This is a genomic window from Delftia sp. RIT313 (genome assembly GCF_000632165.1).
Taxonomy (GTDB): Bacteria; Pseudomonadota; Gammaproteobacteria; order Burkholderiales; family Burkholderiaceae_C; genus Comamonas; species Comamonas acidovorans.
Window position 1 is genome coordinate 20,611 of the sequence record NZ_JFYT01000037.1, and the last position, 14,178, is coordinate 34,788.

Here is a 14,178-nt window from a genome sequence, read left to right on the forward strand (position 1 = left end):
ATTACTGGGTTTCAGCCAGCACGCCCTTGAGCCACGCGCCGCCACGGGGGTTGCGGTCTTCGACGACGGTGAAGGGGTAGCGCAGGCCGTGGCGCTGACGCAGGTTGTTCATGGCCTCACCCAGACGGTCATCGAGCTTCTGATCGAAGTCGGTGCGCTTGGCGCGTGCCAGACGCTCCACGAACTTGCGCTTCACGGTCTGGGCCACGCCGCGGCGAAAGTATTGGGAAACGCCATTCACGCCCACCAGCACCATGTCCATGTCGTTCTCGTCGGTGGACTCGTAGACCATGACCGTGACGGGTTCGTTCATGAAGGCTTCGAGCTCCAGCGCACCAGAGGGCAGCGGCTTGTCGACGACCTCGACGTCGCCCTGGCCGATCTCACCGATCTGGACGGTGGACTCCTTGCCGAGGTATTGGTTGGTTGCATCCACTGCGGTGGTGTTGCGTGCCATGCGTTTCTCCTGAAATGAGGGGGTTGCGCCCGGCACTGGGCCGGGCTTTGGTTCAGACCTGGGCGACGTAGTACAGCGTCTGGGACGCGACCACGGCCGCCAACGTGGCGTTCTGGGAAACGCGGAAGCCGCGCGGGTCGGTCTTCACGCCCGCCGATGCGGACAGCGTGCGTGCGCCGTCAGCAGCAGCCTTGAAGGCAGAGTTCTCGGCCATGCCTGCATACCATTCGATGCAGACGCCACTGGAGCTTTGCAGCCGCACGTAGCGCGGCTTGAAGCCCACAGGGAAGAAGAGATCGTCACCGGCCACGATGGTGGTGGCGTCCAAGACGACCTTGCCCTGGGCAAAGCCAGGCGTGCCTTGGTCGTCCGAGCGGGTGCGGGTCTGACCCGCAACGTTGTCAGCCATGATGTGCTCCTTGTCGGTTCAATGGGTTGGAAGCGGGAGCGCTTTCGCGCCGCCGCGGCTTCAGGTCAGCGCAGAGACGCCGGCCTCGGCCACCGCCATCCAGCCCTCGTTGAGCAGCGTGCAGTTCATGTAGAACCGCGTGCCCACGTAGCCGCGCTGGCCCAGCGGGTCGCTCTTGTCCTTCTGGCCGGCCGGGATGTAGGTGGGGTCCAGCGCGTTGTCCCCGCGCAGAGCCACTTGGCCCCATGCGTCTTCGCCCACCACGATGAACGGGTAGACGTCCACATTGGTGCCGCCCATGAGGCCGGTGCTGCCGATGGCCGCGCCAGCGTTGGCGTAGGGAGCCAGCTCGGGAGAAGTGATGAAGCGGAAGTTCTCCACGCTGCCCAGCTCGTACTGGCTCACTACCTTGCGGCTGCCGTACTCGGCCACGGGCGTGAACTTGGGCAGATCACGCACATCGGAGTCGGCATCGGTGTGCACGAACACCAGATACGAGGCCTCGACAGGCGACGTGCTGATGTTGGCCGACGGAGCCAGAATGCCCGTCACTCGCTTGGAGTGGTTGGCCTGCAGGTTGCGGCTGATCTTGCGCAGCAGGTTCGAGGTGATCTTCCCGCTGACGGCATTGCGCGAGGAGCCGCCCGAATAGAAGGCGTTGGCGCAGCTCTTAATCACGCCGTAGCGGATCATCTCGCGCAGCAGGCCCACACGCTCGCCGCACTGCTTCTTCATTTCAGCAGGCACGTCGTCCTCGTAGGTATCGGCCACACGGTTGGTCAGCTGGTACAGGCAGCCGAACTCGCGCAGCTTCACCTCGATGTCCTGCGGCACCAGGGAGTCGGCCGAGGGCGTCACACCTTCTTGCAGCTCGTGGGCATTGACGCTCACCAGAGGGCGGTTGATGGTGTTGAAGTCCGCCGCCGTCGCGCCGTAGGGCAGGTAATGGCGATAGACGATGGTCTGGCCCACATTGCGCGGCATGGCGCTCTGCTTGCCCGTGATACCCAGGACTTCGACGCCGACGGCGTGACCCAGGATCTCACTCTTGAGTTTGCCGATTCGCTCGGCGGGATTTCCGGTCGTGAAAGTCACGATGTTCTCCTTTCGGCCTTATCGGCCAACCACCGACTTGAAGCCGGCAATGAATGCTTCCTGTTCGGTCGGCGCGGTCTGGGGACGCTGTGCGTTGCCTGTGGGCGTGACGGCAGCCTTGAGCCGTGCCTGCCCCTTCGCGGCCTTGTCGGCGGCGGTGGCGCGGGCGTTGGTCCATGCGTCGTACTTGCCCAGCAGAGAGCCCATGCCCTCGGCCGTGGCCACTTCGGCGAACTCCTGCTGCACCTGCTCCCCCTGGGAGGTCAGCCACAGGTTGAATTCCTGTGAGTCGATCTTTTCGCGCCAACCTGCGTTTGTGCGGTCCAGCACGGCCATCTCCACCACCATGGGGTCGAGCTCGGCCTGAGCTGCATGTGCGCCGCCCGTGGCCACGGGTTGCTGCACTTCAGCCGGCGGGGCTTCCTGGCGGGGTTGCTGGCCTGCGACCATGTGGCGAACCAACTGCACGACATCGGGGTAGTCCTGCTCCAGTTGCTTGAGCTCCGGAGGCAACTCGGGCGCCGGGGCTGGCGTCGGAGTTGGCGCGGGCGCCGGGGCTTGGATGCGGCTGTTGAGCTCGCCGATCTTCCCGTTGGCCTTGCGCAGCTGCTGCTCGAGCGTTTCCACCTTGGCAACACTTCCCAGCAGGCGCTTGAGCTCGCTTTGCTTGTAGCCCTCGAACACCACGGGGTCGTCATCGACTGCTGCCTGCACCGGCTGGGCTTGCTGCCCCTCGGGTGCGGGCGGCGCATCGGAGCCGTCCTGTGGTGCAACGCTGGCCTGGGGCGCTGCGGCTGCGGGCGCTGGTGCGGTGGCTTCTGCAGGTGCCGGCGCGGGTGCTGCACCAGCCTCGGCCGACACATCCGAAGATGCTGCGGCGGGGGCTGGCGGCGGCTCCGTTCCGGTCACGCTGGCAAAGGCCTGCTCGAAAGCTTCCCGCTCTTGCGCCTGTTCCTGCTGTTGTTGCGGATCCATGCGTCATGCACTCCTGTGTGTCATGCCAAGGTCAGTAGCTTTCGCCACCAGCGTCGGCGGGTTGTGCCTGGGCTGACGGGGCCAGCGCAAGCAGTTCTTTCCAGGCCGCGATGCGCCCACGCAGTTCGGCGGTGCGCAGCGCGTCCATGGTTGGGCTGTCGTTCTTCTTGCGCAGGGTGTCGATCTGCGCGTTGGCATGGCGCTCAATGGCGCGCCATGTCGGTGAGGTGAAGTCCAGGCCCTGATTCATGGAGGCCAGTGTTCCGGGAAGCAGCGCCTATGACGAACCCTGGCCGGGGGTCAGCCCCGCGCACCGTCAGCGGCCGGCGTCTCGATGCCCTGGCGCACGCCCAGCAGCGGGCTGTCGGTGCGCAGCGGCGTCAGCGGGTCGGTGTTGTTGGGCATGGCGCCGGGGTCTGGCTGTTGCTGAGGTGTGATCCAGCCCGAAGGCTGCGGAATGATCGGTGCCGCATCGTGATCGACGTATCCGCCGGAGCGCAGCAGTCCATCGGCAATGCCGGCGGTAGCAGGGTTCAACGCCAGCACCTGTGCTGCCTGCGTGCTGCTGTACTGGGACTCGACATTGACGCCGACGGTTTGCGCCCGAGCCCTGCCCGCCTCTGCCTCGGTCTTGCCTGCCTGAGCTTCCAGCAGCTTGGCCTTGGCCTCCAGCGTCGGGTCCTGGCCCTGCTGGGCGCGCTGGGCCTTCTGCTCGTCCGTGTACTGGAAGTTGGCGGGGTCCAGGCGCTGACCCTTGCACAGCTCGGCCGCCAGCTTCGCGGGGTCCAGCTCGTAGATGGGATTGGCCGACACCTGCAGCAGTGTCATCAGGAACTGCTGCTGGGCGTCGCGCTCCACCAGCGCAGAGGAGGCGCGCACGTCGATCTGGAAGTCGCCCTTGATGGACTCGTCGTCCGAGTAGGTCATCATCCAGTCGAAATACCGCTGGATGTGGGGCCGGGTCATGTAGTCGTCGAACCGTTTGGCCAGGCGCCGCAGCACGCTGGTGGCGTTGTTGTTCTGCATCTGCATGCCGCCCAGGGTGTTGGGTGCATCGCCGCGGATGCCCTGAAGCATGGCTGGCATGCCCGTCGTGTCCTCGGCCATCTTCAGCGCGAAGTTGATGATGTTCATCAGCGGTGCCTGCACGCTGGGCACCACGAAGGCATTGAAGGCGGCGCGCACGTCGGAGGCATCCGCGTCGGCTTCGGCGCGCCAGACCTTGCCGGGGCGCAGCGAGAAGCTGTTGTCCTGCGGGGTGATGCCGTTGCCGATGACGATCTGCGGCGAGGCCGACAGGCCGGCGTTGTCCATCATGGCGCGGGCCGATCCATTGAGCATTCGCTGTGCCGTGCGGATCTGCCGGCTGATGCCGACACCCCAGGGCATGCCGGGGCGACGCTGCCAGGCCAACACGTCATAGGGGAACTCGCCATCGTCCTGGGGGCTGAGCACGACCTTGACCAGGCGGTCGTTGATCATCACCGCCATGGTGGGCACGCGGTCTTCGTCGCCCTCCTCCATCTCCACGCCCAGGCGCGCCAGGTGCTCGCGGGCGCAGTGGCCGTAGAAGATCCACATCTCGAACTCGTCCTCGCCCGGCCGGTAAACGGCCTCGGTGCCCTCGCGGGTTCGGGACGGGCCTTCGCGCAGCGCGGCCAGCAGCTCGGCAGTCTCATAGCTGGGATCGGCCGCCATCTCCTTGATCTGGCGCCGGCCGATGTGCTCACGCTCCCAGGTGTAACTGCCGTTGTGGATGTTCTCGCCGCAAGCTGGATCCGGGAAGAAGTTCCAGACGTCGATGCGCTTGGAGCCGGGCTTGATCTCGTCCACCTTGATGAACTCGGTCAGGCCCGTGGCCGGGTCCTTCCGGGTCATGCGTGCCGTGCGGGTGATTGGGAACGGCCCCTTGAGCACGCCGGAGCCGATGCGCGCGGAGTCCTCGATGACCTGGCGCACCTCGCCGTGCCAATTGCTTTCCACCAGCGGGTCCTCGATGGCCTGCTGCATGCGCTCAGCGGCTTCCTTGGCCTCGGCCGCCTGGGCAGCCATCTGCGCGTGCACGGCAGCGGAGTCCGTGGCGCCCATGGCCTGGGCCAGCATGGTCAGCTGCGGCCCGCTCAGGCGCGGCAGAGGCGTCGGCTTGATCTCCCAGGCCCTGTCATCCGTGGGCAGCAGCATGTCCGCCACGCGCGCGCTGGCCGCATCGGTGTAGGGGCGCGTGATGTTGAGGAACACCACCGACCGGGCCGGGCCCTGCTGCTTGGGCTGGCCGCCGACCATGGCCGCCTTCCTGCTGCGGTACAGCTGGTTGGCGTTCTGGAAATTGCGGTTGGCGTCGTCAATGCCCTGGTAGTGCTCCTCGTCCTCGGTCCATTCCTCCTCGATGCCGGAGCCGGCACGCCCGGCAATGGCCTCGCGGCGCTTGGACAGGAGCGTCAGGACGAACTCGGCGCGCAGGTCGCGCTGGGGCTCGCCGCTGTCGTCGTGCTGCTGGGCCAGCAGGCCCCCATGGTTGGTGGTGGCTTGCATGTCAGTACCCTATCTCGTTGTCCAGTGGCTGCCAGCCGCCGCCCCGAGAAGCGACGGGCCGCTGCTGCTGTGAGCGCAGCATGTGCTCGGCCGATTGAGCGATGTAGCGGAAGTTGTCGGCACCATGGCTGTATTGGTCGTGCAGCGGCCCCATGGCCTCGCCGGTCTTGGTGCTGACGTGGCGCTGATACCGCTTCAGGCACTCCAGCAGGCGCGCCGTCTTCACCGCGTCGAAGTAGCAGCGCGGGAACAGCATGCGGGCGGCCTTGATGCCCTCTTCCACGTCCAGCGCGGCCAGGCACACCACCTGGCGGCGCCCCAGCTCGCGCAGCAGCATCTCGGCGTTCTTGCCGGTCTGCGGGTTCTTGGTCTTGCCGTCGTGCGGCAGGTAGTCGATGCCCCAGCGATACGGGCGCTTCTCCAGTTGGGTCACATACCAGTCATAGGTGTGGTGGCTGTCTTCCAGGTAGTCGATGACGCGCACGTCCTGCGGACCGACCTGCACCATGGTGATGGTCATGGCGTCATTCCAGCCCAAGTCCCAGACCGTGTGCACGGGCAGGCGCGGGTCGTAGGGGACGCGGCAGGCCCGGCCGTCGGCATACAGGTGCTCCACCTCGTGGCGGTAGATGGCGCCGGCCGCCACCTTGCGGGCCTTGCCCTCCCAGATATGCTCGTAGTCGTCCTTGAGCATGGAGCGCTTGGCCTTCTGGCGCTCGTCCTCCAGCACCACAGGAAACCAGGGGTTGTCGCGCCAGTTGATCTGGCAGACCCATGTGTCCGGGCTGGGCGTGGCGATGAACCGCTGGTAGGTCTCGTCCGTCTCCATGTCCGGGTTCAGGGTCAGCCAGATCTCGGAGCCCTCCTTGCGGATGGTCGGGATCAGCACGTCCCAGGACTTCTTGCTGAGGCCGTGGGCCTCTTCCACCCAGACGATGTCCACGCCCTCGAAGGACTTGATGGTGTCCACCGTGTGGGACTGCAGGCCCGAGAACAGGAACAGCGAGCCGTTGATGCCCCGGATCTCGGAGTCCAGCACCTCGAAGAACGCCTCCAGGCCCAGGCGCGAGATGGTGTCCTTCAGCAGGCGGTGCACCGAGTCCTTCATGGACCGCTGGATCTCGCGGGCGCACAGCACGCGCAGCGGCCGGTCGGCGGCCATGGCCAGGAGGACAGCAGCGACAGCCCAGGACTTGCCGCCGCCACGGCCACCGTGCATGACCTTGTAGCGCCTGGGCGAGAACAGGGGCTGCAGCTTCTCGGCCAGCTGCAGCTTGGTGAATGGGAGCTCGGCAGGCGCGTTCATGCGGCGTCGTCCTCCCGCGCAGCCGGCCGGACGAACTCCACAGCGATGCGAGCCACACCGCCCTCGCCTGGCCCGGCGCCCACGGGATCGACCTTGTCCATGCCGAAGGCGGTTCGCTCCATGTCCACAACGATGCGCAGGCTCTCGGCCAGCACCTTCAGGGTCTTGGAGCGTTCTGGCAGGCTGATCACGGCCTCCAGCAGTTCGCCGTAGCGGTCGCGGCCGGGCTTTTCGCCAGGCGTCACCACGGCCGCAGCCAGCTCCTGCAGCTTGGCCAGGGTGGCGGGATCGGTCTGCTGCTCCAGCTCGTCCATGAGCCTGTTGGTGAGCTCGCGAACACGGCGCGCATCTTTGCGGTGGCCCAGCCGCACGTCAGCCACAGCCTGGGCATTGCCGTCGATGACAGCCCGTTCCCGGACTTTGGTATCCGCGGATACCTGGCTGGATACCGCCGCCCTGGATACCAGAGCATCAGCCTTGGCCTGGATCTTCTGGGACAGGTCGCGCTCCCATCCATCCCGCTTGGCGCGCTTGTTGATAGCGCCATGGGTGATGCCGTTCTCGTCGGCGATCTGGCGAAGTGTCTTGATGCCGGCCCGGTAGTCCAGCTCTATGCGCTCCCAATCAGGGGAGCGGGGGCCGGGGGCTGCGCCCCCTGCACTGGGGGCTTGATCGGGAACTGCGGGGTTGGAAGGCATGCCCGGAGTCTCCCGGGCGCGTGTCTTTTAAGCGAACCCTAGCGGGGTGTGGAAGAGTGACCTCTCCAACTGGCGTCGAAGCTACCCAACTCCTCTCGTCCTAAATTGGTGATTGCTATGCGGGCCAGCGCACATTTTTGAGACCGCTGGAAGAGGTCGGCTGCACTTAGTTCCCCAACGTCTGGAAACTTCGGTGCTTCTTGTGCGAAAAATACCGCAACAGCCCGAGGCCTTCCCGCTCGGATGAACAAATCTGCCAACCCAAATGCCACATGAATTTCCTTGGTGGCATCCAAATAGGCGTCACGCAAAGACTCGTCGAATTTCACACGTGCCTTCTCCACATGCAGAAGATGCGCCGCTAGTGTGAGAGTCGCAAATTCATACTGCAAGCATGTCTTGATGACATCTAAGTACTGCGTCTCCCTGCGCACCCAATGCTGCTGCGCAAGCCAGCCTCGATCGTTCACCGAACGTTGAATTTCTGCAGTGGTTCGTGTCGTTTCTTCGAGCCGAAGCTTTATTTCTTTGAAATCTTCCTTGGTTGCCAAGTTCTTTCCTTTTTCAGAAAGATAGGCTTCCCCGCGCTTTATAAAAATCCAGAGCAGTAACAGAAAAAAAGGGATACCCCAAGCGGCCATCCCAAGTCCAGTTACCAGCCATTGAACCAACGTCTCCTGCATCAGCTCTACTCCCTGTAAATTTATTCCATCCTAAAGGATGGCTATCATTCGAACGCAAACACGACACGGTCACACACTGGAGGAAACACGCATGCTTTGGCTTTTGGACACGGGAAAGATGGCACACCGATTCGGCAAGTGGCGCGGACCCATAGCAGGCCTGTGCGGCCTCGCCGCGTGTTTGATCGCCGCGCTCATCTCCAACTTGGAAGATCTCGTGGGTTCATTGATGCCGATAGGAGTGCGCACGCATGGCCCGACCGTCCTGACGTGGATATGGCTCGCTGTACTTGCAGTCGGAGTGTTCACCATGTTCGCAGGAGCATGGCAGCTCTACAAAGACGAGATGCACGGCGCCCACATGACCGACGCGGACCACTATCGACGCGAAGGCTGGTGAGCCTCAGCCGATAAGCGACATCTGCCCAGCACCCCCATCCTGCACCCTCTTCTGCAACTGCAGAACCACCTTGCGCAGCTCCAGGATCTCGTCGGCCTGATGTCGATTGCGCACTGTGAACTCGGTCAGGATGGCGCCCATGTCGTGCTGGGTCTGCATGTTAGAGAACTGCATTGCGTAGCCCTGGAACATCCGGGCAATGCGCCGGGCAGTGGCCTCATTGACGCGCAATTGCTGGTCACCAGCCTCAATGATCACCAACCCCTCCGGCAATTCCGTCATCGACACAGCCTCGGGCTCAGGCCGGCCCATCATTGGCGCGAAGACACCATCCCGAATGCGGCGCAGGCGGCCGTCATCGATCAGGCGCGAGACGTGGTCATCGATGATGGTCATCTTCAGGCCTGTGATGGCCTGCAGTTCCGAGCGCGAGCAGACCTGGCCCTGAGTGTGCAGGTCCTGGATAGTGGCCCAGATGATGTCGGCGCTGGTGCGGTCGTCGATTTGCGGCGTGGTGGTGGTGGTCAATGGCTTCTCCCGGTAGACTATTGCTTGCTCAGGACAACAGTCCGGGATCGCCCGCCTCGCGCGGGCTTTCCTTTTTCAGGGCCAGCAATTCATCGCATCTCGTCCTCCCACGGTTTGAACACCACGCCGGCCTCGGTGCCGAAGGCATAGAGCCATTCGACGAGTCCCTTGGCCAGCTTGTTCGAGAACTTCTTCGTGGGCACGCCCAGCATCACGACCTCGCCGCGCAGGCCACGGCCCATCCGCATCTCGCCCAGGCGCACCCACTCGTCGCGGAACTGCACATCGTCCAGCGTGTCCACGCGGAAGGCGCTGATCAGGATGCGCTTGGCGTCCTCCACGTTGGCCAAGTCCCCGCCCAGCTGCTTGCTGATCTGGTTGATCTGGCTGTGAAAGTGCCGGCTGTGGCGCTCCTCCCGGCACTCGGGCCGGATCTCCAGCACCAAGCGCTTGCCGTCGCGCAGCCAGCCTTTGATCTGCCGCCAGGCGCTGGTGACGGCGATATGCCCCTGCTCGGGCGTCTTGAGCAGGACGGTCAGGTGCTCACTCATGCCAGCGCTCCCAGCAAATCGCCCTGCTCTACCGAGGGCTCCTGCTCGCCCACGGGCTTGATCGTCACTATCACACCGGGCGCGGCCGCGTAGCGCTTCGTCTTCACGACATCCACCACCTGCACGTCGTCCTTCCAGACCACGCCGTTGATGGCGTCGTAGACGGCCTTCTCGATGTTGTCGATGTCCGGCTTGGTCGTTGGACGGATGGCGCCGGCCAGGGCCTGCTGCTGCTTCTTGCGGGACCAGCTGGCCGGCACCTGGCAGTTGATGAGCAGGTGAACGTCCATGGCGCCTTCCAGCAGCGCGCGGCCGGCCATGGCGATGCTGGCGGCGTGGGCCACCAAGCCCTCGTAGTTCACGGTCTTGGCGGGCGTGAACATGCGGGCGTGCTGGCCCACCTTGCCGATGCGGGGGCGGCCCTTGCCGACGGGTTGGCCGGGAACGGTAAAGGTGATCATGGTGGTCTCTTTCACTCGAAGTCGGCCGAACGGCCAGGGGTGGTGCTCGGCTTGTCGCCGTTCCAGTTCTCGAAGCGGACCAGGTGGCCCACATACCTGAGGTTCAGATCGCCCGTGGCGCCGCCGCGCTGCTTGGCCACGCGCAGGCTGGCGTAGTACCGCCAGGCATCGCCCAGGCTGGGCTTGAGGTGGATGGGGCGGTGGGGGAAGAGGATGATGTCGGCGTCCTGCTCGATCTCGCCGCAGTCGCGCAGGTCGGACATCATGGGCATCTGGTCAACGCGCTTTTCGACCTCGCGGTTCAGCTGGACCAGCAACAGCACGGTGATGCCGAGCTCCTTGGCCAGCTTCTTCAGGTTGCGCGTGACCTCGCCCAGCTGCGCGGTGCGCGTGTCCTTGGGGTTGGTGCCCTCCATCAGGCCCAGGTAGTCCACGATCAGCAGGCGCAGGCCGTGCCGGCGCTTCAGGGCGCGGGCCTTGGTGCGCAGCGTGTTGATGTTCAGGCCGGTGCGGTCGTTCACGTAGAAGGGGCGCTGCCGGATGCACTCCCCTGCCCTGCACACGGCCGCATAGTCGCTGTCGGTCATGCGGCCCTTGGGCTGCCGGATGATGCTCATCGACACCTCGGACTCCATCGCGATGCGGCGCTCGTACAGCGCTGCGCACGACATCTCCAGCGAGAACATGGCGACGGTCTGGCCCAGCTTGGCGGCGTGCTCGCCGATGGCCAGGGCCAGGGCGGTCTTACCCATGGAGGGGCGCGCACCGATGACCACGAGGTCGCCGGGCCGCATGCCGCCGTCCAGCTTGTGATCCAGGTCGCGCAGGCCAGTGGGCAGGAAAGGTTCTTCAACGCCGACGCTGCGCTGGTCCAGGTCCTGCAGGAACGAAACCACACCAGCGTCTGCGCCGATCCACTCGTCGCCCGGGCCATCGGAGGCCAGGCCGGCCAGCTGCGCCGAGACCTGCTCGATGCGGTCGCCAATGGGCAGAGCATGGTCGCGCGCCAGCTCGCGGGCCTTGTCCACCACGCCCAGCAGCTGGCGGCTCAGCGCACGCTCCCGGACGATTTCGGCGTAGCGCCGGGCAGACGAGCCGTTGACGGTCCCAGCGTTGAAGAGGGCCGTGAGGTAGCCCAGATCGACCTGCCCGCCCAGCTGCTCGTGCACCGTGATCGGGTCCACAGCCTTGGCGGCCACGGCCAGCGCGGAGATGGCGCCGTAGATCGCGCCGTGTGTCTCGTCCGCGAAGTCCTTGGCCTGCAGCAGGTCGCCGACCACGTCGTAGAGCCGGCTGTCCATCAGCAGGGAGCCCAGCACAGCGTGCTCAGCCTCGAAGCTGGCCAGCGGCATCACGGCGGCGCCGTCGAAATCTTCGTCCAGAGGGGGCATGGAGCGGGCGTTCATGCTGTGGTCCTCGTTTTTTCGATGACGTGCTTCATGCCCTTTTCGCTGAGCAGGAAGTCGAGATCGCACTGCCAGCTGGCGTGCTCTCCGCTGCGGTAGCCGCGGCCCATCAGGAAGTCGTTGTCGCGGGCACGGCCGAAGTACTCGCGGAACCAGGCCGTGGCCTGCTCGGCGGTTTCAGCACGGGGCGTGCCGTCGGATTTCTTGCTCGTCAGGACGAAGCGCCACAGCTTGCCCACGGCCTTGCGGCGGCCATCGTTGAGCAGGCGAACCTTCGGCAGTTCGGGCAGGACTTCGTGGTACAGGTCGACCAGGTCCTGAACCGGGCAGTTCGGCAGTCCAGGCTTGCCAGGTGCGTTTTCGCCGGGCCGGTCGTCGGCGCTGCCGACAGAGCCGTAAGGCTCTTTCTTTTCCTGCTCCTGTTCTTGTTCTTGTTCCTGTTCTTGGCTTCGTAGGGTCTTGCAAGGGGGTTGCATAGCCCCTTCTTCTCCCCTTCGTCCATGCAGATGAAATGCTTCGGCGTAGCGGTCGAAGAACTCGCCCAGGAACGGGTTGTCCGGCAAGGCGTCGTAGTCCTTCTGGATGCCCTTGCAGCGCAGGTCAGACCCCTTCAGTTCAGAGGCGATCTGGTAGCTGGCCATCTCGTGCACCCACACGAATTCCGACTCATCGTCATAGGAGCAGTAACCCGCTTCGATGCACTGTTGAAGGCCCTTGCGAGCCCCTTCTTCACCCAGTCCGGTTTCGTAGGCCATGTACAGCACGGGCTGGGCATACAGGCCCAGCATGTTGGAGCTGGGCGAGGTCATCAGGTACAAGGCCACCACAAGCCCCTCCGGCTGCTTGCGCAGGGCCTTGAAGGTCTTGCCGTGCCACATCTTGGGAACGGCTTTGGCGTAGTCACGCATTGGGAGCACCTCCCAGCACGCGCTCCATCTCGGCCTGGCGCTCGGGCGTGCGCAGCGCGATCAGGGCATACATGGCGCGCTTTGCCCGATCGGCGCATTGGCGGTGCAGAACCTTGCCGGTGCGCTGGAAGTCCAGCATGTCGGCGTGCAGCAGCAGGCCCTGGGCCTGAATGCGCATCTCAAGGGCCTGCTGCTCCAGGGGCATGGATTCAGGGATCTCGGCGAAGTGCACCATCAGGACAGGCTCCGGCGCTGGCCGGCCTTCGATGCGCACCTTGCCGGCCTCGACAAAACGGATGGAGAGATTCATGCCGGCTCCTGGCCCTCGTAGGCGCGGGCGAAGGCCTGGCCAGCGGGTGTCGTGGCCGGCCATGGGCATGCCTGTTCGATGGGCTGGCCAGCGGCGCGCGCTGCGTGCGCCAGGGCCTTGATGCGGTCGAGGCTGACGACTTCAGACATTGCCGCCCTCCTCGCCCCTGGGAGCCGATGCCACAGCGAAAGGATTCACAGGCACACGCTCGATCGTGATACTGGACTCATGCCAACGCTTCAAAGCCCAGCTGGTCAGGATCTGGCGGATCACATCGCCCCGGCTTGCATCGCTATCTCCGCTGTACAGGACATCGATGTGCGCCTGGATCACGTCCAGGGTGAACTTGCGCACCGAGGCGCGAACTTCCATGAGCTCGACCTCGGGCTGGCCGGCGCGCGGGCGGTAGGAAACGATCTCGAAAGGGTTCTCCGGCATCAGGCGCAGGTCCATATCGGACTGGCGCCAACGGAGGTCGGCCCACGGGTCCAGGATTTCGTTGATCACCTGGTTCACGCTGCAGCGGGGCTCGCCTGCGCGCATGCGGATCTGGACCGACGAGTCGAGCATCTGGTAGGTGAACACCGGCAGGTTCATGCGCAGGTTCGTGTATTCCAGGTCTGGGTTGCGGCCCCGTGCGTGCTGGGGTGGAAGGTGGTCGTAGTTCATGTCTTTGTCCTGGCTGTGGTGGTCGTGGAGGACGAGGTCCTGGACGACGAATGGGACGTCAGCCGCAGGGAGCTGGATTCGTGGCTGTATGGGCTGGCGCGGCGGCGCGGGTGCTCAGGCACAGCTGTCGCCCGCCAGCAGGTAGGAGACCCAGCAGAGCAACGCGACGTCACCGATCAAGCTCAGCACGTAGTTGCCAGTGGTCTGGGGTGGGAAGCTGCGCACGGTCAGCCAAAAGGCCCGGCACAGCACGCCAACGGCAATGAGGACGGCTGCGGTCCATAGGAATGCACGCATCAGGCGCCTCCTTTCTGTTGGGGTTTGTCGTTGGCGCCGCGTCCAATTGCGAACAGGCGCGTGGCCTCTTCATGGGTCAGCCGCAGTTCAGCTGCGCCCACCGTGATAACGATGCGGTCGTCCAAATCGGTGATGGAGATGGCGCGCGGCGCGCTTGGGCCAGCGAGAGACAGGCTCGTCATGGACTGTTGTGCAGACACCAGTGCCTGTTGCGCCCGAATCTGTTCTTTGACGTTGTCGAACGCCTGGAGCGCCGCAGCGTGAGCCTGCGGGATCGCGGCCTGTTCGCGGCGCTCCTGCTCCTCAATGCGCGCTTCGACCTTGACGCCATCGGCCGTAACGAAGGACTCGCCAGGCCGCAGGGTGATCGTGCGGCTAAGCATGGCTCAGCCCCTGGATCAAGGCCTGACGCGACTTCAGGGTCTGCATGGCAGCGTGCAGGTTCAGGCTGGCCTGGTGCCAGGCCTCCATGCGGCGCTGTTCGCGGGCGCGG

The 14,178-nt window shown here is 64.9% G+C and carries 20 protein-coding genes; 1 reads left to right on the forward strand and 19 read right to left on the reverse strand.

Annotated features, from left to right (window positions below; genetic code table 11):
• Window position 1: 1 nt before the first annotated feature.
• From BW39_RS09350 to BW39_RS30975, 9 genes are read right to left on the reverse strand one after another with little or no spacing between them, the layout of a single operon-like run.
• A complete protein-coding gene (locus BW39_RS09350) occupies window positions 2-457 on the reverse strand; it encodes a hypothetical protein (protein WP_016449981.1) in 456 nt (151 codons plus the stop codon).
• Between the two features lie 52 nt (window positions 458-509).
• A complete protein-coding gene (locus BW39_RS09355) occupies window positions 510-866 on the reverse strand; it encodes a hypothetical protein (protein ID WP_016449980.1) in 357 nt (118 codons plus the stop codon).
• Window positions 867-926: 60 nt separating this feature from the next.
• Entirely contained in the window at window positions 927-1,961 is a 1,035-nt protein-coding gene (locus BW39_RS09360; protein WP_043821307.1) for a N4-gp56 family major capsid protein, read from the reverse strand.
• An 18-nt stretch (window positions 1,962-1,979) separates the two neighbouring features.
• Entirely contained in the window at window positions 1,980-2,936 is a 957-nt protein-coding gene (locus BW39_RS09365; RefSeq protein WP_043821308.1) for a hypothetical protein, read from the reverse strand.
• Between the two features lie 31 nt (window positions 2,937-2,967).
• A complete protein-coding gene (locus BW39_RS09370; RefSeq protein ID WP_043821310.1) occupies window positions 2,968-3,186 on the reverse strand; it encodes a hypothetical protein in 219 nt (72 codons plus the stop codon).
• Between the two features lie 50 nt (window positions 3,187-3,236).
• Window positions 3,237-5,468 (reverse strand): portal protein, encoded by a 2,232-nt coding sequence (locus BW39_RS09375; protein ID WP_043821312.1) that lies wholly within the window; start codon window positions 5,466-5,468, stop codon window positions 3,237-3,239.
• Window position 5,469: 1 nt separating this feature from the next.
• Window positions 5,470-6,774 (reverse strand): PBSX family phage terminase large subunit, encoded by a 1,305-nt coding sequence (locus tag BW39_RS09380; protein WP_043821314.1) that lies wholly within the window; start codon window positions 6,772-6,774, stop codon window positions 5,470-5,472.
• A complete protein-coding gene (locus tag BW39_RS09385; protein WP_043821316.1) occupies window positions 6,771-7,472 on the reverse strand; it encodes a hypothetical protein in 702 nt (233 codons plus the stop codon). The genes BW39_RS09380 and BW39_RS09385 overlap by 4 nt, the downstream gene beginning before the upstream one ends.
• Window positions 7,473-7,510: 38 nt before the next feature.
• Window positions 7,511-8,155 carry a hypothetical protein gene (locus BW39_RS30975; RefSeq protein WP_152547217.1) on the reverse strand — a complete coding sequence of 215 codons (645 nt, stop codon included), beginning with the start codon at window positions 8,153-8,155 and terminating at the stop codon, window positions 7,511-7,513.
• A gap of 91 nt (window positions 8,156-8,246) precedes the next feature.
• Between BW39_RS30975 and BW39_RS09390 the strand changes: the two genes are divergently transcribed.
• On the forward strand, window positions 8,247-8,555 hold the full coding sequence (locus BW39_RS09390) for a hypothetical protein (protein ID WP_152547218.1): 309 nt from the start codon (window positions 8,247-8,249) through the stop codon (window positions 8,553-8,555).
• A 3-nt stretch (window positions 8,556-8,558) separates the two neighbouring features.
• Here the strand turns inward: BW39_RS09390 and BW39_RS09395 are convergent, their stop codons facing one another.
• From BW39_RS09395 to BW39_RS09435, 10 genes are all read right to left on the reverse strand, one after another.
• Window positions 8,559-9,083, reverse strand: coding sequence for a hypothetical protein (locus BW39_RS09395; protein WP_043821320.1), 525 nt, complete (start codon window positions 9,081-9,083; stop codon window positions 8,559-8,561).
• An 89-nt stretch (window positions 9,084-9,172) separates the two neighbouring features.
• On the reverse strand, window positions 9,173-9,634 hold the full coding sequence (locus tag BW39_RS09400) for a recombination protein NinB (protein WP_043821322.1): 462 nt from the start codon (window positions 9,632-9,634) through the stop codon (window positions 9,173-9,175).
• Window positions 9,631-10,095, reverse strand: a complete 465-nt coding sequence (locus BW39_RS09405; RefSeq protein ID WP_043821403.1) for a RusA family crossover junction endodeoxyribonuclease — start codon at window positions 10,093-10,095, stop codon at window positions 9,631-9,633. The genes BW39_RS09400 and BW39_RS09405 overlap by 4 nt, the downstream gene beginning before the upstream one ends.
• 11 nt (window positions 10,096-10,106) lie before the next feature.
• Window positions 10,107-11,501, reverse strand: coding sequence for a replicative DNA helicase (locus tag BW39_RS09410; protein ID WP_043821324.1), 1,395 nt, complete (start codon window positions 11,499-11,501; stop codon window positions 10,107-10,109).
• The gene (locus BW39_RS09415) at window positions 11,498-12,409 is read right to left on the reverse strand and encodes a hypothetical protein (RefSeq protein WP_052155306.1); all 912 of its coding nucleotides are present in this window, start codon (window positions 12,407-12,409) and stop codon (window positions 11,498-11,500) included. The genes BW39_RS09410 and BW39_RS09415 overlap by 4 nt, the downstream gene beginning before the upstream one ends.
• Window positions 12,402-12,719, reverse strand: a complete 318-nt coding sequence (locus BW39_RS09420; RefSeq protein ID WP_043821326.1) for a hypothetical protein — start codon at window positions 12,717-12,719, stop codon at window positions 12,402-12,404. The genes BW39_RS09415 and BW39_RS09420 overlap by 8 nt, the downstream gene beginning before the upstream one ends.
• A complete protein-coding gene (locus BW39_RS31670) occupies window positions 12,716-12,868 on the reverse strand; it encodes a hypothetical protein (protein ID WP_185750867.1) in 153 nt (50 codons plus the stop codon). Before BW39_RS31670 ends, BW39_RS09420 begins: the two co-directional genes overlap by 4 nt.
• On the reverse strand, window positions 12,861-13,388 hold the full coding sequence (locus tag BW39_RS09425; RefSeq protein WP_043821328.1) for a hypothetical protein: 528 nt from the start codon (window positions 13,386-13,388) through the stop codon (window positions 12,861-12,863). The genes BW39_RS31670 and BW39_RS09425 overlap by 8 nt, the downstream gene beginning before the upstream one ends.
• 114 nt (window positions 13,389-13,502) lie before the next feature.
• Window positions 13,503-13,685 (reverse strand): hypothetical protein, encoded by a 183-nt coding sequence (locus BW39_RS09430; RefSeq protein WP_043821329.1) that lies wholly within the window; start codon window positions 13,683-13,685, stop codon window positions 13,503-13,505.
• On the reverse strand, window positions 13,685-14,068 hold the full coding sequence (locus tag BW39_RS09435; protein ID WP_043821331.1) for a hypothetical protein: 384 nt from the start codon (window positions 14,066-14,068) through the stop codon (window positions 13,685-13,687). Before BW39_RS09435 ends, BW39_RS09430 begins: the two co-directional genes overlap by 1 nt.
• Window positions 14,069-14,178 lie beyond the last annotated feature (110 nt).